This window comes from Ruegeria sediminis, from assembly GCF_005938215.1.
Taxonomy (GTDB): domain Bacteria; phylum Pseudomonadota; class Alphaproteobacteria; order Rhodobacterales; family Rhodobacteraceae; genus Ruegeria; species Ruegeria sediminis.
In genome coordinates this window covers 746,177-766,462 of the sequence record NZ_VCPD01000002.1, presented here as the reverse complement: position 1 = coordinate 766,462, position 20,286 = coordinate 746,177, and the positions used below count along the sequence as shown (strand labels likewise).

At 61.3% G+C, this 20,286-nt stretch carries 22 protein-coding genes and 4 pseudogenes; 20 read left to right on the top strand and 6 right to left on the bottom strand.

All coding sequences use genetic code 11. The features are described 5' to 3' along the window. Positions 1 to 11 precede the first annotated feature (11 nt). The gene (locus tag FGK63_RS08275) at positions 12 to 914 is read left to right on the top strand and encodes a substrate-binding periplasmic protein (RefSeq protein WP_138841128.1); all 903 of its coding nucleotides are present in this window, start codon (positions 12 to 14) and stop codon (positions 912 to 914) included. On the opposite strand, the gene FGK63_RS08270 is transcribed toward FGK63_RS08275, so the two are convergent. Beyond that, positions 911 to 1,798 (bottom strand): FAD:protein FMN transferase, encoded by an 888-nt coding sequence (locus FGK63_RS08270; RefSeq protein ID WP_138841127.1) that lies wholly within the window; start codon positions 1,796 to 1,798, stop codon positions 911 to 913. The two genes, FGK63_RS08275 and FGK63_RS08270, sit on opposite strands and share 4 nt — an antisense overlap. After that, positions 1,795 to 3,870 (bottom strand): 4Fe-4S binding protein, encoded by a 2,076-nt coding sequence (locus FGK63_RS08265; protein WP_138841126.1) that lies wholly within the window; start codon positions 3,868 to 3,870, stop codon positions 1,795 to 1,797. Before FGK63_RS08265 ends, FGK63_RS08270 begins: the two co-directional genes overlap by 4 nt. Positions 3,871 to 4,005: 135 nt before the next feature. On the opposite strand from FGK63_RS08265, the gene pqqA reads away from it, so the two are divergent. The 10 genes and pseudogenes from pqqA (at position 4,006) to FGK63_RS08215 (ending at position 10,211) form a co-directional block, all read left to right on the top strand. Beyond that, positions 4,006 to 4,113 (top strand): pyrroloquinoline quinone precursor peptide PqqA, encoded by a 108-nt coding sequence (gene pqqA, locus FGK63_RS08260; RefSeq protein ID WP_138841125.1) that lies wholly within the window; start codon positions 4,006 to 4,008, stop codon positions 4,111 to 4,113. Positions 4,114 to 4,139: 26 nt separating this feature from the next. Further along, the gene (gene pqqB / locus FGK63_RS08255) at positions 4,140 to 5,027 is read left to right on the top strand and encodes a pyrroloquinoline quinone biosynthesis protein PqqB (RefSeq protein ID WP_138841124.1); all 888 of its coding nucleotides are present in this window, start codon (positions 4,140 to 4,142) and stop codon (positions 5,025 to 5,027) included. Then, positions 5,024 to 5,767, top strand: a complete 744-nt coding sequence (gene pqqC / locus FGK63_RS08250; protein ID WP_138841123.1) for a pyrroloquinoline-quinone synthase PqqC — start codon at positions 5,024 to 5,026, stop codon at positions 5,765 to 5,767. The genes pqqB and pqqC overlap by 4 nt, the downstream gene beginning before the upstream one ends. Beyond that, a complete protein-coding gene (pqqD, locus tag FGK63_RS08245; protein WP_138841122.1) occupies positions 5,764 to 6,051 on the top strand; it encodes a pyrroloquinoline quinone biosynthesis peptide chaperone PqqD in 288 nt (95 codons plus the stop codon). The genes pqqC and pqqD overlap by 4 nt, the downstream gene beginning before the upstream one ends. After that, the gene (gene pqqE / locus FGK63_RS08240) at positions 6,048 to 7,169 is read left to right on the top strand and encodes a pyrroloquinoline quinone biosynthesis protein PqqE (protein WP_138841121.1); all 1,122 of its coding nucleotides are present in this window, start codon (positions 6,048 to 6,050) and stop codon (positions 7,167 to 7,169) included. The genes pqqD and pqqE overlap by 4 nt, the downstream gene beginning before the upstream one ends. A gap of 76 nt (positions 7,170 to 7,245) precedes the next feature. Continuing rightward, positions 7,246 to 7,449 (top strand): annotated as a pseudogene (locus tag FGK63_RS21165) (IS6 family transposase); the annotation flags it as partial. A gap of 178 nt (positions 7,450 to 7,627) precedes the next feature. Beyond that, positions 7,628 to 7,894, top strand: a pseudogene (locus FGK63_RS08230) (DDE-type integrase/transposase/recombinase); the annotation flags it as partial. A gap of 293 nt (positions 7,895 to 8,187) precedes the next feature. After that, positions 8,188 to 8,974 (top strand): annotated as a pseudogene (locus FGK63_RS08225) (IS5 family transposase). Positions 8,975 to 9,129: 155 nt separating this feature from the next. Beyond that, positions 9,130 to 9,519, top strand: coding sequence for an MbcA/ParS/Xre antitoxin family protein (locus tag FGK63_RS08220; RefSeq protein WP_138841120.1), 390 nt, complete (start codon positions 9,130 to 9,132; stop codon positions 9,517 to 9,519). Further along, positions 9,516 to 10,211 (top strand): RES family NAD+ phosphorylase, encoded by a 696-nt coding sequence (locus FGK63_RS08215; RefSeq protein WP_138841119.1) that lies wholly within the window; start codon positions 9,516 to 9,518, stop codon positions 10,209 to 10,211. The genes FGK63_RS08220 and FGK63_RS08215 overlap by 4 nt, the downstream gene beginning before the upstream one ends. Positions 10,212 to 10,517: 306 nt before the next feature. Here the strand turns inward: FGK63_RS08215 and FGK63_RS08210 are convergent, their stop codons facing one another. Further along, the gene (locus FGK63_RS08210; protein ID WP_138841118.1) at positions 10,518 to 10,883 is read right to left on the bottom strand and encodes a hypothetical protein; all 366 of its coding nucleotides are present in this window, start codon (positions 10,881 to 10,883) and stop codon (positions 10,518 to 10,520) included. Positions 10,884 to 11,006: 123 nt separating this feature from the next. After that, a complete protein-coding gene (locus FGK63_RS08205; protein ID WP_138841117.1) occupies positions 11,007 to 11,942 on the bottom strand; it encodes an AraC family transcriptional regulator in 936 nt (311 codons plus the stop codon). A gap of 134 nt (positions 11,943 to 12,076) precedes the next feature. Between FGK63_RS08205 and FGK63_RS08200 the strand changes: the two genes are divergently transcribed. Together FGK63_RS08200 and FGK63_RS08195 are read left to right on the top strand one after the other, a co-directional pair. Further along, on the top strand, positions 12,077 to 12,607 hold the full coding sequence (locus FGK63_RS08200; protein WP_138841116.1) for a DUF4142 domain-containing protein: 531 nt from the start codon (positions 12,077 to 12,079) through the stop codon (positions 12,605 to 12,607). Next, positions 12,595 to 12,963 carry a cupredoxin domain-containing protein gene (locus FGK63_RS08195; protein ID WP_138841115.1) on the top strand — a complete coding sequence of 123 codons (369 nt, stop codon included), beginning with the start codon at positions 12,595 to 12,597 and terminating at the stop codon, positions 12,961 to 12,963. The genes FGK63_RS08200 and FGK63_RS08195 overlap by 13 nt, the downstream gene beginning before the upstream one ends. On the opposite strand, the gene FGK63_RS08190 is transcribed toward FGK63_RS08195, so the two are convergent. Further along, positions 12,935 to 13,411 carry a fumarylacetoacetate hydrolase family protein gene (locus tag FGK63_RS08190; protein ID WP_425471840.1) on the bottom strand — a complete coding sequence of 159 codons (477 nt, stop codon included), beginning with the start codon at positions 13,409 to 13,411 and terminating at the stop codon, positions 12,935 to 12,937. The two genes, FGK63_RS08195 and FGK63_RS08190, sit on opposite strands and share 29 nt — an antisense overlap. On the opposite strand from FGK63_RS08190, the pseudogene FGK63_RS21195 reads away from it, so the two are divergent. Further along, positions 13,394 to 13,495, top strand: a pseudogene (locus FGK63_RS21195) (IS481 family transposase); the annotation flags it as partial. The gene FGK63_RS08190 and the pseudogene FGK63_RS21195 sit on opposite strands and share 18 nt — an antisense overlap. Before the next feature lie 88 nt (positions 13,496 to 13,583). On the opposite strand, the gene FGK63_RS08185 reads toward FGK63_RS21195, so the two are convergent. Further along, entirely contained in the window at positions 13,584 to 15,089 is a 1,506-nt protein-coding gene (locus FGK63_RS08185) for a hypothetical protein (RefSeq protein ID WP_138841113.1), read from the bottom strand. A gap of 180 nt (positions 15,090 to 15,269) precedes the next feature. Between FGK63_RS08185 and FGK63_RS08180 the strand changes: the two genes are divergently transcribed. Genes FGK63_RS08180 through FGK63_RS08155 form a run of 6 tightly spaced genes read left to right on the top strand, consistent with a single transcriptional unit; the run spans position 15,270 to position 20,224 of the window. Continuing rightward, a complete protein-coding gene (locus tag FGK63_RS08180; RefSeq protein ID WP_171052600.1) occupies positions 15,270 to 16,448 on the top strand; it encodes a carbohydrate porin in 1,179 nt (392 codons plus the stop codon). A 22-nt stretch (positions 16,449 to 16,470) separates the two neighbouring features. Continuing rightward, positions 16,471 to 16,683: a YMGG-like glycine zipper-containing protein gene (locus FGK63_RS08175; protein WP_138841111.1), complete on the top strand. Its 213-nt coding sequence runs from the start codon at positions 16,471 to 16,473 to the stop codon at positions 16,681 to 16,683. 11 nt (positions 16,684 to 16,694) lie between these two features. Next, entirely contained in the window at positions 16,695 to 17,060 is a 366-nt protein-coding gene (locus tag FGK63_RS08170; protein ID WP_138841110.1) for a hypothetical protein, read from the top strand. 43 nt (positions 17,061 to 17,103) lie between these two features. Then, the gene (locus FGK63_RS08165) at positions 17,104 to 18,360 is read left to right on the top strand and encodes an agmatinase family protein (protein ID WP_138841109.1); all 1,257 of its coding nucleotides are present in this window, start codon (positions 17,104 to 17,106) and stop codon (positions 18,358 to 18,360) included. A gap of 35 nt (positions 18,361 to 18,395) precedes the next feature. Beyond that, positions 18,396 to 19,259 carry a peptidyl-prolyl cis-trans isomerase gene (locus tag FGK63_RS08160; RefSeq protein WP_171052599.1) on the top strand — a complete coding sequence of 288 codons (864 nt, stop codon included), beginning with the start codon at positions 18,396 to 18,398 and terminating at the stop codon, positions 19,257 to 19,259. Further along, positions 19,256 to 20,224: a HupE/UreJ family protein gene (locus FGK63_RS08155; RefSeq protein WP_138841107.1), complete on the top strand. Its 969-nt coding sequence runs from the start codon at positions 19,256 to 19,258 to the stop codon at positions 20,222 to 20,224. Before FGK63_RS08160 ends, FGK63_RS08155 begins: the two co-directional genes overlap by 4 nt. Positions 20,225 to 20,286 lie beyond the last annotated feature (62 nt).

Genomic DNA, 20,286 nt, shown 5'->3' with positions numbered 1-20,286 from the left:
AATCGGGGCACATGGCACAAAGCTTCTACGGCCTGATCTTCTCTGCAGCTATGGTCTGCGCCACTGCGCAGATCGCCGTGGCGCGTTGCGAAGGCCACGTGCCCCAAGCCAAACCCCAGAACGTTTCGCGTGACATCGTCGGGCAGGATCTGGACACGATCCAGGAACGCGGCTTCATCACCTTCGCCGCCTACGAGGATTTTCCCCCTTGGTCCTACGAGGAAGGCGGAACGGCGAAGGGCGTGGATATCGAGATCGGCCACCTGATTGCCGAGGCTTTGGGGGTCGAGGCGCGTTTCACGCTGGTTGCCGCGGGTGAAAACCTTGAGGCCGATCTGCGCAACTGGGTCTGGCGAGGTCCGGTCGTCGGGGGACGTGTGGCCAACGTGATGCTGCACGTGCCCTACGACAGCGAGTTTTCCTGCCGGGTGGAGCAGGTGGTCTTCACGGGCCAGTATCACGTCGAAGAAATCGCGATTGCCTATCGCGAAGACGCGTACCCGGATGATCCGCCGGTGCCAGCCTATTTCCGGTTCGACACGGTGGCGGTCGAGAACGACTCGATTGCCGATTTCTACCTGTCCGCCTTCCCCGGCGGGCAGTTGAGCGGGAACGTGCATCGGTTCCCTTCCGTGAAAGCGGCGATGGAGGCGCTTGCCGCCGGCGAAACCATGGCCGCGATGGGGCCCTTGGCGCAACTGGAGGCCGGTCTGACGGATGGCATTTCCGTTCACACCCCCGCGCTACCGGGGTTCACCGTGGGCACCTGGACAGCCGGGGTCGCGGTTCATTTCGCCTATCGCCCATTGGCCTATTCGGTCGAGGACGCGATCTATGCCGCGATTCAGGACGGGCGGATGGCCGAGATTTTCGCCAGACACGGGCTGAGCTTTCGCCCGCCGGAGCTGCGCTAGAGTGTCTCGATATCCCCAGCCTCGGACAACAACGTCACCCGAACGTCGCCGGGCAACTGTGCCTTCGACGCCGAAATCTCCGTTCGCGTCATCAGCGTAAACGCAGTCGAGGCGGCATCGGCCTGAGTGGCGCTGTCTGCTTCGACGCTGACGGTCGCCCATTGAACGGGCCGGGCTTGGACCGGATGCAGGATGTGGGAAGCCGCGCCCAGACGCATCGCCGATGCGCTCGATGTAGCAATAGCGCGGTTCTCAAGGTTTTGCGTCGCGAATATCCCACGAACCGGATCGGCAAGGCCGATGCGGAAAGGACCGCCCAAGGCCGATAGTTCCCCGATGTTGATCAATGCGTGGTCCAGGCCTATCCGGGCCAGATCCGCGCGGATCAGGTCGGTGGCAAACCCTTGTGCGATCCCGTTGAAAGTCAGCGCCTGACCGGGGCCGAGGCGGATTGTGTCGTCGATGTGGACGCGTTGCCAGCCGACGGCCCGGCGCGCGGCGTCGGTCGGTGCGCCGGTGGCGATCGCGTGCCAAAGCGACTGGATCGTGGGGTCGAACACGCCGTACGTTGCCCGGTTCATCCGCGTGCATGCATTCATCAGGTCGCGAAACAGGGCCGGAGGTTCCGGCAGCAGACCATCGCGGTTCAGAACCGACAAGGTCGAGTTGGGGTCGTAGAGGCTGAAGAGCCGCTCAATGTCGCGCAGACGATTCCGCGTCTGCTGGATCGCCAGTTCCGCCTGCGGCGCTGGAGCATGCAGGGTCAGCCCGATCTCGGCGCCAAGCGCATGTCCTTGCCAGCGTATGGGAGAAGCGTTGGCGGGACCGGCAAGAGCTGCGGCCGAGATGGCAAGAAAACGGCGGCGTGTCAGGGATCGGGTCATTCGGCGGCCTTCAGTCTGCTGCCCTGTCGCGCCGACAGGATAAGGGGCACGCACCGGGTCTCATCATTGTGGATCGAAACACAGTCCAGGCAGCCGAAGCACTCCGAGTAGTCGATCTTGCCGGTCTTGCGGATGGCGCGATAGTTGCACTTTACCCGGCAAAGCTGGCAGGGGCTGCCGCATTCGGCGCGCCGGGCAATCCAGGTCCGCCCGCGCAACAGCCCTCCGATCGCCATGACCGCGCCCAGTGGGCAAACGTAGCGGCAAAACCCCTTGAAGAGGACCATTCCAACGACAAGCCAGAGAACCGCGTAGGCCACGAAATACCATTCACGGACGAAAAACGTGGTGATCGCGGTCTTGAAGGGTTCGATTTCGGCGGCTTTGTCAATTTGGTCCGGGGCAGCGAAAACGGTGGCGATCAATCCTGCCAACAGAACATATTTCACCCATTTCAACCGGGTGTCCCACCTGGGCGAAGGGTCGAATTGAGGCAGCCGCAAGAGACGGCCCAGATGATGGGCGAACTCCTGCAGTGCGCCGAAGGGGCACAGCCAGCCGCAGAAATAGCCGCGTCCCCAAAGCACGAAGCCGAGGATCGCAAATCCCCAGATCAGCAGGGAAAACGGGTCATAAGCGAGGAAGGCGTAGCTGCCGCCTTCGACCGCGGTGCGGATCACGCCCAGCACGGTGACGATCGACAGTTGACCTTGGCCCCACCACCCGATGAACACGGTGACGAAGGCAAGGATCAAGAGGCGGAATGGGGTGAACGCACGATTGTCTGCAAGCGGGTTCTGTGCGAGCAACAGCAGCGCCGTCAGGCCCACAAGAAAGACGGAAAGCACGATCATGTCGCCCACTCGCGCCCGCAACGCCTCTTGCCATGGGGGTACCGGTTTCACCGCTTCGGGTCGGGAAAAGAACCTTTCATCGGTTGAATGTCGAGCGGTCAGGGTCACGGAACCGGTTTCGGGCTGGAACATACCGTGTTCCCGGATCGCCGCGACGTTCAGCTTCCATTCGCGGGCCGGATCAAAGCCCAGGCGGCGGTCGGTCCGCAGGATCATCGCCGTACCCTGATGCAAGTCGTCGGGCAAATCCGCGGAGAGGTCGACATAGAGATCGCTGTCGCGAAGGGCTATGGGCAGACCATCCTGTTCGGCCGACAACCAGTCGGGCGCGGTGTTGCGCACGAAATCCGGGCTGACCAGCCCGTGGCGGGCGGTTTCGATCAGCAGGATCGGTTCGTCATCCGGCGAAATGGACAGGAAATTCTGCAACTCCGTGTACCCATCTTGGGAGAGCACGGCCCGTGCGATGGAAGGCGGCCCCAGATCGACGATCCAGAGGTCGAGATAAAGTTCCTCCGGATAGTCCTTGGCCTCTGGATCGTCATCTTCCCAGAGCGTGTCGGCAAATGCGGCATCGATTTCGGCGTTGCTGACGGTCCTGCGGGTGACGAGGCCCTGTTCCACGAGGTCGGCCCAGGACAGCGTCTCGTCATGTTCCAGGTTGGGATGTGCAGGTGGACTGCTCGAGATTCCCTGCATCTTTTCGCGCGCGACGGCCAGAGCCGCGGCCATGACCGACTCATGTGCGATGCGGACCGAGGCGGTCGCCTTGGTCACCCCGTCCAGATAGACCAGCGAGCTTCCCGAGCCGCCATCGCCATATGGAGTTCCGACAACGATGGAAGATGAGATCGACAGGCCGGGATATTGCTCGAAGAACTTGTGAAACGGGGCCTCGCCCAGACCCGAAACGAAGATCGGCTCGTTGTGTTCGATCAACCGGACGTCAAGGAAGTTCCCTTCGAGGTCGAGGACGACCAGCGCGTTTACAGGCGCTCCGGAAAAGCCTGGCAGGGGGGCGAGCGGTTCGGTTTCAAAGACATAGCCGGCTTCCGCGCCTCCGGAATTCAGCAGCGAATAGACACCTTTGTCGTTGACTGAATCGCCCAACGAAAAGGGCGGCATGATGAGTTCCGCCAACGCGGCACGATCGAGCGGTGCTGCATGCGGCAGTGCCGTGACCAGCCATAGAACCATCGTGTATATGATCGCGCGCATGGGCCGAGCCTAAACGCCCATGCGGTGCTTGCCCTATTCGACCTTGGTCGCAAGAATTACGACCAAAGACCTATACGCAGATCGGCGGCGCGTTGTTAGACTGCACAAACCCTAACCAGCCAGCGGAGGATGAAAATGGCCTGGGCATCACCGAAACTGAAAGAAGTGAACTGCGGCATGGAAATCAACATGTACGCACCGTCCGAGGACGAAGGCCGCGAGTACGAGCGCGACCTGTTCTGATCCGCGACTAATCCGGGTACACGGCCATGCGATTTCTGGTGCTTGGCGCTGCGGCCGGTGGTGGGTTGCCGCAGTGGAACTGTGGCTGCCCCAACTGCAGGGACGCGCGCAGCGGCAAGATCGCTTCGGCTACCCAGTCGTCGCTGGCCGTGTCTTTGGACGGTCAGGTTTGGGCCGTTCTGAATGCCTCTCCTGACATTCGCGCTCAGATGATGGGCTGCCCGTCCATGCACCCGCGCGAGTTGCGCGACACGCCGCTGGTGTCGGTGCTGTTGACCAATGGCGATATCGACCATATCGCGGGGCTTCTGTCGCTGCGCGAGCAGACGCCCTTCACCTTGTTCGCGACCTCCGAGATTCTCGGCGTTCTGGCCGGGAATCCGGTGTTCAACGCACTCAATGCGGAAAAGGTGTCGCGAGAGCAGGTCGAAATCGACCGTCCCTTCGAAATCTTGCCCGGTCTCGAGGCATTGGTCTTTCCCGTGCCAGGAAAGGTGCCGCTTTTCATGGAGGGCGACCTAGTGCGGACCGATCTGGTCGGAGAGCAGACCGTTGGCGTGCGCCTCAGCGACGCGCGCAGGGTGGCCTACTACATCCCCGGATGCGCAAATGTGACCGCGGATCTGTTGGACATGTTGGGAGATGCCGACCAGATATTCTTCGACGGCACGTTGTGGAGCGACGACGAGATGATCCGCTCGGGAACCGGGACCAAGTCGGGGCTCCGGATGGGACATATTTCGATCAGCGGGCCTGACGGATCGATTGCCAGGCTGGCGGGGCTGAAGGCGAAAAAGACCTTCATCCATATCAACAACACGAACCCTGTCTGGCAACCGGACGGTCCCGAGCGCGCCTTCGTTCGCGCGCAGGGATGGTCGGTCGCGGCGGACGGGATGGAGATCGAGACATGAACGCGCAGGACCGGGAAATAGGATCGCTCGAGAAGCGGTTGCGCGCGATCGGCGCTGAACGTTATCACGACAAGCATCCATTCCACCACATGCTTCACAACGGTCGGTGCAGTCCGGATCAGGTCCGCGCCTGGGTGATCAACCGTTGGGCCTATCAGGCAGCGATCCCGAAGAAGGACGCAGCCTTCCTGTCGCGCTGCGACGACCCGCAGATGCGGCGCGAGTGGCGCAGCCGGATCGTGGATCACGATGGTGACGTGGAAGGCGGCGGCGGTATCCGCCGCTGGCTCAAGTTGGCCGAAGCGGTCGGGTTGGATCCCGACTATGTGGCCTCGGGGCGTGGAGTTCTGCCGGCGACCCAGTTCGCGGTGGACGCTTATGTGCGGTACGTGCGCGACATGCCGCTGTTGCAGGCGGTGGCCTCTTCCCTGACCGAGCTTTTCGCGCCATCGATCCACGAGCGCCGCATCGAAGGCATGCTGAAACACTATGATTTCGCAAATGCCGAGAGCATGGCCTATTTCCGGAAGCGCCTCACCGAAGCTCCCAAAGATGTGAAATTTGGTCTCGCCTGGGTACTGGAACACGCGGATACCCCCGAAAAGGAAGAGGCCGCCTGCGAGGCGCTGATCTTCAAGACCAACGTGCTTTGGGCGCAATTGGACGCGCTCTGGGGCGCCTATGTCGACCCGGGCCGCATCCCGCCGGGGGCCTGGCGGCCGGGTGAGGGACTGGCATGACCCTCGCCCTTGCCGCCGACGATCGTCCCTATCTGCCGCGCGGCGTGCGCGTGGTCGAGGATCGGGTCCGGGGCGGTAAAGTGTTGTTGGCGCCTGAAAAGGCCATCGCGCTGGACGCGATAGGCGTCGCGATCCTGAGCCGTGTGACAGGAACCGCGAGTCTTGCCGAGATCGTGGCAGATCTTGCGGCAACCTATGACGCGCCGGAAGCGCAGATTCTCGAAGACGTGCAGCGATTCATGATGGGGCTCAGGGCCCGAATGTTCCTGGGGGTGCGGCCGTGAACGTTCTGCCCCCGATCGCCATGCTGGCGGAATTGACCCATCGCTGCCCGCTGGCTTGCCCCTATTGTTCGAACCCGACCGAGTTGCAGGCGGCGCAGGATGAATTGGATACGGAGACCTGGGCCGACGTGTTTCGGCAGGCCGCGGATATCGGCGTTCTGCAACTCCACCTGTCCGGAGGCGAGCCGGCCTCGCGCCGGGATATTGTCGAGTTGACCGCAGCCGCCCGAGCGGCAGGGCTCTACACCAATCTGATCACCAGCGGGATCGGCCTGACGCCGAGGCGGCTGGACGCTCTCGAAGCGGCGGGTTTGGATCATATCCAGCTGTCGTTGCAGGGAACCAATGCCGATCTGGCCGACTGGATCGGCGGCTACAAGGGCGGATTCGAACGCAAGATGCAGGTTGCCCATGCGATCAGGGAACGCGGCATACCCCTGACCTTGAACGCGGTCATGCATCGGCACAACCTTGACGATCTCGAACGGACCATCGAAATGGCAGTGGAACTTGGAGCGCGCCGGCTCGAAGTCGCATGCGTGCAGTTCCATGGCTGGGCCACAATCAACCGGGTCCAACTCATGCCGACCCGCGAGCAGACCGAGGACGCAAAAAGGATCGTGGCCGAGGCCGAGGCCCGACTGCGCGGCGTGCTGGCCTTCGATTTCGTGCCGCCCGACTACTATTCGGACTTTCCCAAGGCCTGCATGGGTGGATGGGGATCGGCCGGATTGAACGTGACACCCAACGGAACAGTCCTGCCTTGCCATGCAGCCGAAACCATTCCGCATCTGACCTTCGAAAACGTCCGACACCGAACGCTGTCCGAGATCTGGTACGACGGCGACGCGTTCAATGCCTACAGGGGCACGGACTGGCTTCCGGAAACCTGCCAGACCTGTGATCGAATGGAAATCGACTTTGGCGGCTGCCGTTGTCAGGCGCTGGCGCTGGTTGGAGATGCCGGCGCAACCGACCCGGTGTGCCGGAAATCGCCACAGCACTTCATCGTGCGCGATATTGTGGAAGCGGCAGCGTCCGAGGATGCCAGCGACTTCGTGTACAGGGGCAAGGAACTGGAGCGGTTGGGCCGGCGCTGTCAAAGCAAACAAGCTTGAGGCGAGGAGGGCGGTTTTGGGCAGTGTCAGATGAAACCAGCTTGAGACGGGCAGGGCGGTTTCGTAGTTTCCGCCCATGAACAAACGATCGCCGTTTCGCTATTTCAAGCCAGCCCTGTGATCATCCGCCTGGCGGTGATGCTTTATTTCCGGTTCCCGCTGTCGCTGCGAAACGTGGAAGTTCTGCTCCACGAGCGCGGCATTGACGTGAGCCACGAGGCCGTTCGATTTTGGTGGCACAGGTTCGGTCCAATGTTCGCCGCCGAGATCAGAAAACGGTGGTGTCAGAAGGAATCTAGTTGAGGCGGGCAGGGCGGGCTCGTAGCTTCCCGCCATGCCAAAACGCGACCCATTCAAGCATTTTCACAGCAGCCCGGAAGTCATCCGGTTGGCGGTCATGATGTACGTACGCTTCCCGCTCTCACTGCGGAACGTCGAGGACCTTTCCCTCGGACCGGGCCGCTTTGCGGGAAATCGGAGCTGCCGATCTGCAGCGTACAGGGCGTTGGTTGAACAATCGGGTCGAGAATTCACACCTGCCATTCCGACGACGAGAGCGGGCAATGCAGCGCTTTCGGCGAATGCGAAGTCTGCAGAAATTCGCCGCCGTTCACTCTTCCTTCTCAAACCATTTCAACCAGGAGCGCCACCTATACTCCCGCGAAGACTTCAAGCTGATCCGCAACGCCGCTCTCGCCGAGTGGCGTCAGTTCTGTTCCGCCTAAGTTCCCTTGTTTTTTAGAAAACTGAGACTGGTTAGAATCTGTCTGACAGCACCATACCCGGGACGCGGTTCTGGCGGGTGTCTCTGTTGGGCGTGTTGGCGGGGTCGCTTTGGCTGGCATTTCCCTGATAGCGGGCGATTTCCAGGGAGTTTTTGCCGGATAGGCCGGAATCCGTCGTTTCGCACGCGGATATCAGCAGTTTCTTCAATGGCTTAAGGCACAATTTCCCCTAGGTCGTTTTGGCAATAGGGATTCACACCCGACGATAGGCGTGATTCAAGCTGGCATCTGCGATGGAGACCAGCTTGGCACGAGACCTGATGTCGGACGAAGAGTTGGCGTTCTTTGAACGGTTCATCCTGTCTGTCCGCGCCCCGAATGGGCGCAAACCCACGAACCACCGCCTTGTTCTTGATGGCGTTTTCTGGATTTCGCGCACAGGAGCGCCATGGCGGAACCTTCCTGAAGAGTTCGGGAAATGGGCGAGTGTCTATCGACAATTTCGGCGGTGGACGCTCGCAGGGCTATGGTAGCAAATCCTGGAGGCGCTGAATGAGAGCCGGGTCGTCCCAGACGCCCTTCAAATGGTCGACAGCACTGTGGTTCGCGCCCATCATCAGGCGGCGGGCGCTAAAGGGGACTCCGCGACAGGGTTTCGGCCGTTCGAAAGGTGGCTTCCCGACCAAGATCCACCTCCGGGTGAATGCCGCCGGGCTGCCGATGCGAACGGACATCAAGCCCGGTCAGACATCAGATTAATTCGGCTTCGACCTCGTCATGGACGGTAACCTGCCGGAACCCTTCGTGCTGCTGGCGGACAATGGCTACGATGCCGACAGCATTCGCGACGACATGCGCAGCCGATACATCCAACCCGTGATCCCGAGGCGGAAATCTCGAAAGAAGCGCGTTGGCGTTGATCGCCACCTGTATCGCCTGCGGAAACTGGTCGAGAGATGCTTCAACAAGCTGAAGAATGCACGCCGAGTTGCAACTCGCTACGACAAAACCTCCGAAAGCTTTCTCGGGTTCATCGACACCGCATCCATGCGTCTATGGCTCCGCCATTTGTCAACATGACCTAGGCAGGTACCTTTTAAGGACAACGCGCCTCTAAATGTCATGTTGCGGCATTAGGGCAGCGACTCCGGCATCCAATTCCGGACAACGTGAATGGGCCATTTGGCCTTTACATTTGGCCCATATGGTCCATATTGGAGTCAAGGAGCAATAGAATGCAGATTTCCGTCAAAAGCCGCAAACCGGTTGAATATACAGCCGTCGCACTGAAAGCATATGCGCGTGCGGCCGCTGCGTGGCGGTTGTCTCAGAAAGAAGCCGCAGGATTGGCCGATATGTCGGAGAGCACCTGGAAGCGCGCCAAAAAGCCCGGCTTCACCGGGGAATTGACCAAGGATCAGTACTTGCGTCTTTCCGCGATCATCGGGATCTACAAATCGCTTGAATTGTATTTCTCCGCACCCCTAGCGGCGGAGTGGATGACCCGCCCGAATACTGGCCCGCTTTTCGGCGGCGCGCGCCCGGTCGATACCGCGATCGAAGGCGGCCTGCCTCAGATCCTGAACATCAGGACCTATCTGGACGCGCTGCGAGGCGGTGCATGAGGAAGACCGAGATCTCGGACCGTGGGCTGATCCGTCTCATCGCTGCAACCCATCACAAGCCACCGGTTCTCAGGGGGCTGGTGGACAGCGACGACGAAGCCGAGATTCTGGCCGAGATCGAGGGGCTGACCAGCGCGCGCCTGGTCGCCGAGCGCGGCAAGAGCCCGCATTTCGACCCGCGCGAGCTTGCCTGGCATCGCCGCAAGGCGGATCTCAGGGTCTATGGGAACACCCATGTCAACGCCGCCTTCACCTACACGCGCGCTGGCGGCAACCGGTTCAACAGCGGGGACCGAGGCGCGTGGTATTGCGCCTGGGACGTGATGGTGTCCGTGGCCGAAGTCGCCTTCCACCGGACGCGCGAACTGGAGTATGCCCGGCACTATCAGGACACCGCACGCTACGCCGAAATCCACGCCGACTTCATCGGCAGCTTCGATGACATCACGGACGAGCCCCGGCACGCTGCTTTGAACCCGGATCCGACGCTAGGTTATCCGGAAGGTCAGAGCCTGGCGGAAAGCCTGCGCCGCGCGGGATCGCGCGGGCTGATCTATCCTTCCGTCCGGGCGCCCGAGGGAAACTGCCTGGTCTGCTTTGACCCCCAGGCCATTCAGAACGTCCGCCCCGGCGCGTCGTGGGAATTGGCGTGGGAGGGGACACCGAACTACGCGATCCGGCAGGTCGCCTGAAACGACGGCCCCGTTCAGTCGCCTTTTTCAGAAGCATCGGGGACATGCAGCTTGACCGTTTCGAGTTCCCGAAAGGCTCCGTGCGGTATGACGTCCGCTCTGGCACATTGTCTTCCCGCAATCTCATTCCGTCAAACGGCGCGGCCGTGAACAGGGTCCGTCAATTGAGAGGAAAGCGGCGCGGGACCTAACCTCCGGCTCCTGCGCGATCCGCCGATACGACAGCATCGCGAGTGCCCTCGGCAATGAACGGGCAGCCTGGCGGCTGCCCGCATCACTGACGGCCCGGCCGGATCCCCGTTGGGGTCACGCGGCCTGCCCGGTTTCTTCCGGTTTCGAAAGCGAGATGACTGCGACGACGGCGGCCCCGTTGGCCCAATAATAGAGCGCATCCAATCCTGAGAACCCAAGGGCGAACGGAATGGCGAGGAAAAGGATGCCGACGGCCAGATCGACGGCGAGATGGATCTTGTAGGGCAAGATCCTGACAATCCCCAGGTGGTGATCGGTGAAGACGGTCAGGATCAGGGCGGCCAACCCGACGACAGGCGAGATGTAAAGGGCAAGTTGGCTTGACTCTCCCAGCCCCAAAAGAAACGGCAGTCCGATCAGGGCGAAGGCGACCGGGTAGTCAAGATAGGCGTGGATTTCCTTGGTGACAAAGCGAGGCATGGTGCTTCTCCGTTGTTGCGATGTTGAAGCCGGAGCTTCTGATACAACAAATGAGGCGCGTGATCCGGATGATGAATGCTGGTTTGTTCAGAATTCATTGCAGATCATTCGCAATCAGTGCCATCAGTGCATGGATCGATACGCTGCAGGGGCCAAGCCAAGTTCCTTTTTGAACGCCCGGCTGAAGGCGGCTTCAGAGCTGTAGCCGCATAATTCGGCGGCCTCGGCGACGCTGGCGCCGCGTTCCACCAACGCGTTCCGGGCAATCTGCATGCGCCAGGACGTGACATACTGCATGGGCGTGATCCCAAGCTTGTCGGAGAACCGGAGCGCGAAGCTGGTGCGCGAAAGCGCCGCCTCCCTTGCCAGCGCCTCGACTGTCCAGGTGGCTACGGGATCGCGGTGAAAGGCCGTCAGCGCACGGGAAAGGTTGCTGTCGCCGAAGCCCGACAGCGGCCCGCCGGCCGCCGCAACGTCCGCCAGATGACGCCGGATCGCCTGCGCGAAAATCGCCTCTGACAGTTTCAGCGATATGAGATCGGCGCCGTATTTGTCGCTTCCGGCCTCGGCGCCGATCACCCGCAAGGTCGCTTCCAGCCAGTCGCCCGCCTCGGTACCGTAGTCGCGGATCAGGATGCTGGACGGCAGCCGGTCGAACAGGACATGCCGTGACCCGCGCGCAAGGGAAAAATGTCCGCAAACAAGCTGCGTTTCCATGTCGGGCTCGTTGCCGCCATAAACCAGTACGCCAGCGCCGTCATAGCCAGACCGCTCCAGCACATCGTCGAGCGGCAGTGCGTCTTCGGGGCCCGAATGGCGGCAGTTCAGGATATGAGCCGCGCCGTGCGGGATCAGCACCAGATCGCCCTTTGCCATCCGCAAGGGCCGGTCTTCGCCCGCGATCCGCACGACACATTCGCCGCGATGGACATAGTGAAACCGGGCGACGTTTTCGAAGGCAGGCACCCGCACGCCCCAGGGTTCGGTAAAGCTGGTGCGAAAGTACAAGGTTCCTTTCAGCGACAGCTTCGTCAGGATGTCACTCAACAGATCAGTCATACAAGTCATATCGCTGATACGCCCGCTCATGTCCACACTTCTGAACGAATGAGCATGATTTCCGGACAATCAGAGATTAAAGCGGCGCCATAGGCGGGTTTAATTGATGTCACCAAAAAAACAGGAGAAGCATCATGAAGACCTTGAAACTGACGCTCGCCGCCCTGACTGTCGCGGCAACCGGTGCCGTGGCCGGCGAAGGCGCGAAAATGAACGACCTCGAAATCGCGCACACGGCCTATACCGCAGGACAACTCGATATCCGCTACGCGCATCTGGCGCTGGCTGTGTCGGAAAACGACGCCGTGCGCCAGTTCGCCGAGACGATGATCCGCGACCACAGCGCCGTGAACCAGCAGGCCGGGGCGCTGATCGCCGAGCTGAACGTCACACCGCAGGACAACGACCTCAGCCGCGCGCTGGTTGCCGGCGCGGCAGCCAAGCGGGCCGAGCTGATCGCGCTGTCCGGCAACGACTTCGATTGCGCCTATGCGCAGAACGAGCTTGGCTATCATCAGGTGGTCAACAAGACCGTGGAAGGCCAGTTCATCCCCTGGGCGACGGTCGAGCCGCTGAAGGCGCTGTTGTCGGAGGCGCTGGTGACCTTCAAGGCGCATGAAAAGCATGCCGAGCACATGGTGGCAGGGCTGACATGCGACGGCTAGGCCGCCTGTCGCGCCGCGCATTCGGTCAGAGCCTGGGCGCGTCTCTTGCTCTGGCCATGCTGCCGCGACCGGTGCCCGCAAGTGACGCCCCGCGGGTGGTCGAAGTCCGCATTTCCGACTTCGCGTTCAATCCGGAACGGGTCGAGATCGCCACAGGCGACACCATCGTCTGGATCAACGAAGATCTCGCGCCGCATACGGCGACTGCGACGGATGGCGATTGGGACACCGGCGCCATCCGCAAAGGCAAGGAGGCGCGTGTGACCTTCGAGTCCCAGGGCGCGTTTGAATATTTCTGCGCCTTTCATCCGCACATGACCGGAACCGTCACCGTCCGGCCCCGGCACGGCGGCTGAGCGGACCGACGATTGCCAGCCTCCCGCTTTCGGGGCGGGAGGTCGGGGTCGATGATCTGCACGTCAACTTGTCAGCCGGTTTCACGATGCGAGGGCTCGGCGTTCCGATCCCCTGGATCGTCAAATCCATGCTATCACCATCCGACAGAAATCGGCCAGTCTCCAGACCGCAGCCTGTGCCAACGGTACCGGATCCGTTCACTTCGCCAGGATAGAGAGTTTCGCTGGCGGAAATATGAGCAACGATATCGGCGAAGTCATGAAGCATGTCACGCGAGTTTCCGCCTCCCCACGGTGCGCCATTCACCGAAACGGCTATGTCCAGTGCCGCCGGATGCCGCTCCTTGTTCGCGGTCAGAACATAGGGTGCTAGGTGTTTGATCCCACGGTTTGATGGTGCGATCCATTCACGAGAATGGAAGGAAGTACTATGGGACAAGTTCGTCACGGCAGCGCCACGACCACGCACGTCATCCGAGCAGCAATACAGCGATCGCAAGCTTCGACCGCGGCGTTGAGCCGGGAGCTGGGTCAGAAGTGAATAATGCGAAAACCCTCTCAAGATATTTGAGCCGGCTGGCCCCCAGGGCATCATTCAAGGAGAAATTACACTTGGTGGATCAGGTGATGTTGGCCAGGTTGTACAAAAGACGGGAATGCAGGTCCTTGTCGGGTATCATTGTCACGATGGCCCGTCCGGCGAAATCCTCCACACGGGGCACTTCCGCCCTGAGCCACGCCCAGATCTGCCGCGACGTGTGCCGATCGCCGAGATCCTCCGCCAGCGAACACTGAAATACACGGGTCCAAAAATTCTCGTCCGGCCGCGGTTTGAACGCCTGGTCTGCGGCCTGCTCGATATCCCCGGACTGAACCGCGGACAGGATATGCGCCAAGTCCGCCATGAAAGAACCCGGATGGCCGGACCCGGCGTTGTCCGAGCCGCTTTCGGGCGCCATTTTCAGGGATTGATACAGTTCATAATCGTCCCCCAGCGACCCCTCCCAATTGATACCCTCGGCATCCCGTGACGGCAGCTCCGGAGGGTGATCCGCACCCGTCGCGATTGTTGCATAGGCATGCGCCAAGACCGCATACGGCTGGTACGGGTCGCTTTCGCAAACGAGGGCGGCTGTCTCGACGAGATCCGGTCGCAACCAGGCCACCCGGCCCGTCGCAAAGGCGTAATTCGACCGGATCGTGTCGACCCGCAGTGCCCGGATCAGCGGCGAGTCCAGTCGCGACCCGGCGGCGTTTACAAACGCGTCGAAACAGGCCGGCAGTCGCGCATGATCTTGCGTGGCCATGAAACCCAAAAAGCGCCCGGCCAGTGCCAGTCGGCAGTTTGGGAAAAGACGCGCAAGGCGCCCGGGCACCACGCTTTGGAGCGGGTCGGTCAAGGCCAGTACGATGCGCCGCACCAGCCGGTCGACTCCCAGATCGTCGCCCAAGCGGCCAAGGCTCTTGATGATCGGCGCACGGTCGCGCTTCGGGCAATGTATCTCCAGCACGACCGGCTGGTCCGGCGCGCGCACAACCACCAGCGCCAGGCAAGGGGCACCGGACCTTTGAGCCTCGTCCAGCGCCTTTTCCGGTGGTGATGGCGGGATCCGGTCCGCCCTGAGCGCGCCGTCATGCACCAGGGGGGCTTGGACAAACCGCGCGGCCAGTGCCCTGTCGATCCGGTGCCCGACAGACATCGCCTCGGGCGTCATTTCTGTCGAAACGGTCCAGACAAAAAACGGCCTCAGCTCCGGAGCAGGGTCCCGGTCCAGAACGATGGCGTCATTGGGCAAGACCGAGACGCAATAGCGGCCTTTCGGGATGCTCAGGCGCAGTGGGCGAAAGGCTCCGACCCCATCATAAAGCGCGGCCAGGTCCTTGCGGAGCCGAGAGACCACCACCCGGACTTGGGAATCGACATCCGCCCGAAATCGTGAACCGCGTCCCAAGACGTCGATGGCGATAGACGTCTGGTCCACAGCGCCCGTCGCCCCGGCATCGGCCAGGTAGCGCAGCAGGCGAACGCTCTGCGGACGCAGCTCGCGGCGGGCATGACCCAGAACAAAGGTCAGTTCGCGCTCAACCGAGATTTGGTTGTCGCCGGTATCAGAACGATTCGCCATTTCGGCTCGCGATTTCAACATTTAGCTGCATTGGTGTTGTTGGATTCCCTCATGCTCCCTTCAATCTTGTAACGCTCGGAAACTTACCTGCATTTTGGCCTCATCTTATCATCAGACTGAGAGCATAGTGAGTTTCGATGCAGAATGCGCGTTTTGAATCGCCATTTGACGATATGTTTGGTGACAATCGTCTTTCTGACCGGGCCTTCCGGCCTTCATGCTGAGACAGTCGGCTTTGAATATGGCGAGATGTCGGGCGTATTCGAGCCGACCTCGGAGCGTGATGGCTACCTGTCTATCGGGCTGATCGACAGGGCCTACGACTCCTATGCCGATTGGAAAACCGGGGTCCAGCAGCGCCATGGCCTGTCGTTCCTGATCGAAAACCGCCTGATCAATCAGTGGGGTCCGGAGGCCGAGCTTTATGACAACGAACTCAACCTCATAGCGCGACAAGAGGCTTTTCGGTTCTCGCCGGGCACGGTGTCGCTCAATATCTGGGGTCAGTTCGCCAATTCGCTTGGCGGGCGCACTGCGGGTCGGTTCCAGAACGACCTCGGGATCCTGTCCCCCCTGAACGGAGGCAATTCCGGGCCGGACACCTCCAACCAGATCCTGCAGATGCTGGTAGTCGAGTATGTTTCCCCGGACGAACGTTGGCGGGTGCAAGCGGGCAAGCTGGCTCTGCGCACCTTGGTCAACCTCAACCGTTACGCCAACGGCGACAGCGAGATGTTCTTCTCGCCCATGCTGGGGAACAACCCGGTCGTGCCCTACACCGCGCTGCTTGGGCTCGGTGTATTTGGCGAATACCGGAGCGACTTGTGGCGGGTGTCGGCCCTCGTGCGCGCACCTGACACCGAACTGGGGCTGTCCACTGATGCCTGGAAGGAAGGCAAGCGCGGTTACGTGGTCGAGGCGGCGCTGACACCCGGCATCCCCGGATTGGGCGATGGCATTTACCGGCTGACCTGGTCGCTGGACGAAGCAAACGATACTCTGCCCCGGATGGAAACCTGGTCGATCAGCGCGGACCAGGATTTCGGCGCACGTTTCGGCGGATTTGCCCGATACGCACGCGCGGATACCACGTTCAGGGATTTCCGGCGCAGGGCAGCTCTGGGGTTTCAGATCAAGAAACCCTTTGGATTCACCTATGACAGGTTCGGCCTGGGTGGTTGGTGGGGTGACCCGTCCAACCCCGCCCTGCGCGACGAGAGAGGCATCGAGATGTTCTATAACGCACAAGTCACGCCCTACCTTCAGGTCACGCCGGACATTCAGGTCGTGTTCGATCCCGCCAACAGCAACGCAAATTCGGAGGTCGTCCTAGGCCTGCGCCTGCGGCTCGCGCTTTGAGTACAGAATGAAGAGGTAATCAATGTACCTATACGGCCAACGTTTGCTTGTATCCGCTGCGCTTACCGCGCTGGCGGTGAGTTTTACACCTACTCCCGCACATACTGATGCCCTGAAAGGCGCTGCCATCGGAGCAGGCGTCGGCGCATTGGTTGGCGGCAAGAAGGGCGCCCGTAACGGAGCGCTGGCAGGTGCCATCGTTGGTGGCGTCAAGAAAAACAAGCGTAAACGCTGAGGAGAACCGTGATGTTTCGAACTATTGTTCTTTCGCTGGCTCTGTTTTCGGCAGCATCCACAAGCGTTGCTCAAGACGCCGAGGCCGAGGCCATTCTCGCCGAGGCGCAGGGCTATCTGCATCTGACCTGTAACACCCTTGTGGCGCAATACGACAACGACGAGGACAAGATGCTCGACGTGATCGGCCTGATGCTGGCCGTGTCGCTCAACAATCGCGGAATCGACTTTCTGCAGATGAACCTCACCGATGCGGAAGTCGAAGAGATCCAGACCGAATTCGCCGACCAGATTGGGGATGCCTGTGCCGCAGATGCCGACCGCCTAATGGCAGGCATCGTCGATGAGGTGACCGCTGAACTGGTCCAGTACTACTGATTTACCTTTCTCCCGAAAAAGCTTGACCAATAGGAGGGACGACATGACCCCAAAGACATTTCTGGCAAGCGTCGCTTTGGCCGCGCTGATGCCTCTTGCCGCCGCGGCGCAGATCGTTTCGGTTGACGAAGAAGATGAAATGGCCCCGATCCGGGAGGGGGAAGAGCCCCTGATCCGTCTCAACCGACACGACCCGACCTACGATCTCTGGAAGAAGATGCGCGACGATCTGCAAGAGGGCCGCGAACCCGGTCCGATCAACGTCCAGCGCTATGTTGGCGGGTTCCCTTGGGTCGGCATTCCGACCTTTTTCCACCTGCCGGTGGCGTTGACGCCCGAGGACCTCAAGGCCGGTCAGGTGGAGGTCGCGATCTTTGGCGCCGAGATGTACAACGGCATGCGCGTGCAGTCCTACGGACCGATGGAAATGCGTGCGCCGATGAAGTCCGAGATCTATCACAACTGGGGCCTGCACATGCCCGAGTTGGATAGCGGGCTGGCCGCGTTGGACGAGTTGAACGTTGTCGACTACGGTGATGCACCGGTGCATCCGCTGAGCATGGAAGCCTCAATCCCCGAGGTTCGGAATTTCGTAGCCGAAGTCGCGGGCGTAGAACTGGAGGATGGTCGGCGCACGATCCCGATCATCATCGGCGGCGGGCACGCGCTGATGTATCCCGATGCCGCAGGGCTGACGGACATCTACGGTAAAGGCAACCTTCAAATCATCCATTTCGACGCCCATGCGGACCAGGCGCCGGTGGGCTTTGGCGTGTTCAACACCCACGGAAACCCGGTGCGGCGACTGATCGAGGACGGCCTCATCACCGGCAACGACGTCGTGCAGATCGGCCTGCGCGGTCCGAACTCCACTGATCTAAGCGGTGTCGCCTGGAATCGCGAACAGGGTCTGCGCTATCACATGCAGATCGAGATCGACCGCAACGGATGGGGTCCGACGCTCGAAACCATCCTTCAACAGGCCAAGGCCAACGGCAAACCTGTCTTCCTTTCGTTTGACATCGATGTGGTCGACCCGGCGTTCATCCCCGGCACCTCGACCCCGGAACCGGGCGGCATGTACATGCGCGAGGTGTTGCCGGCGATCCGCCGCATGTGCCACGAGCTGAATCTTGTCGGAATGGAGATTGTCGAACTGCGCCCCGAGCGGGATCCGGGCTATACCACCATCTTGAACTCCAAGGCCGTGCTTCGCCAGTGCCTGAACGGGTTGGCGATGAAGAAACGGGGTTTCCCGGACGACTACATCAACCCCGAGATTCTGGACGACGATCAATGACGCCAGCCGGGGTGAGAAAGGCGAATGTGGCAGGCATGCTCCGGCACCTGTCGCGCGAACCTCTGGTCGGTTTCACGATGATGGCGCTTGCGATCTTTGGCTTTGACGCCATGATCGGCGAGCCCGAGCAGGAAACGATCGTACTCTCTCCCGACTCCGTCGAACTGCTGATCGACAACCGCGCAGCCATGCTGGGCCGCGACCTGACGCAGGAGGAACGCCAGCAGATCTTCCAGAATCTTGCCGACCAGGAGGTGCTGGTGCGAGAAGCGGTCAAGCTGGGCCTCTACATGCACGATCCGATTACCCGCAAACGCATGATCGACCAGATGCATTTCCTGATGGCGAAACGCGCGCCGGACCCGACGCGCGAAGATCTCGAACGCCTGCGAGCGGAACGGCCGGATCGCTATCTCTATCCGCGCACGATCAGTTTCGAGCATGTGTTTTTCATGGCGGACCCCGAACCGGCACGGCAATTGCTCCTTGACCTGACCGATGGTGCTGCCGTTCCGGACGGCGCGGGCGACCGGTTCTGGCTTGGCCAGCAACTGGAAGAGTATACGATTTCGCAGCTACTGACCCTGCTGGGCCATGACTTCGTGCAGAGCCTTAACAGATTGGAACCCGGCACCTGGGCCGGTCCGGTCCGATCGGCCCGCGGGTGGCACGTGTTGCGTATCATTGCTTTCCACGATCCCAAACCCCTGCCGGATCGCGAATTGCAGCGCCGATTGCGCGAGGATTGGGAAGCCGCCTATCGAAGACAGACCTATGACGCGCAACTGGCCGACATGCGGCAACACTATCGCGTCGATCTGGCAGATACGCCGCCGGACGACGTTCGGAATGTCTCCGAACTGGTACTTGGCACGGTCCGGCCGGGACGCCAACCGTGAGGCCGCTCTTCTTTCTTGTGGCGTGCCTAGCGCTTCTGGCCGCCCCTCTGTCCGCCCATGACCTGGGGCTGGCGCAGGTTGAACTGACGCGGACCGAAACCGGAGACATGTCGTTGAGTGCCAAGCTCTCTGCCACGGTCCAAGCCACAGACCCGGTGGTCGCGCCCGCCTGCACGTCCAGCCACGCAATCGCTCGCGATGCACCGGGCGGCAATCAACGCGTTCGCTGGATCATCGCGTGCCCCGGCCTCGGCGAGTCGACAGATGTTCTGCTGCCATGGGCCTTGCAGGCCGCGATGGTGACGCGGCTCGAACCCGGCGGGCAGGCCACCAGCAAATTGATTCAAGCCGGCCCGGACGGCATACGGTTGTCCTTGACTGGGGCCGGGGGCCACCCCCCATCCTTCTGGACCGCGCTTGTCGGATATACGTCCCTGGGGATCCAGCACATCCTGATCGGACTGGATCACATCGCCCTGCTTGTCTGTCTGGCGCTGCTGGCCAGCGGGTGGACGCTGGTGCGCTTGGCAACGGCCTTTACCACCGGGCATTCACTGACCTTGTGTCTGGCTGCGTTCGACATCCTGCGGGTCCCGGCCGGTCCAATGGAGGCGGTGATCGCCCTGTCGGTTGTCTTCCTCGCCCGCGACGTGGTGCTGGGTCGTCGGCTCGGCCGGCGCCATACCGCGCTGCTTGCCGGGGTCGGCTTGGTTCACGGCTTGGGTTTTGCCAGTGTCCTGGGCGAGATCGGCCTGCCGAACACGGCGCGGATTTCTGCGCTGCTCGGGTTCAATCTCGGAGTCGAGATCGGTCAGATCCTTGTATTGTTTGCCTTGATCCAAGGCAGCGCCGTTCTGGCTCGCCTCGTGCAGCTTCCGGAACGCGCCGGCGGGCTGGTCGCCGGGGCTGCCATAGGCAGCATCGCCGCCTTCTGGACGCTGGAGCGTGTCATGTCCCTCGCCTGACACGCGGCAAGTATCTTTCAAGAGCGCAAGAGATTTTCGCTAGAGAAAAACAAGAAAAGCCG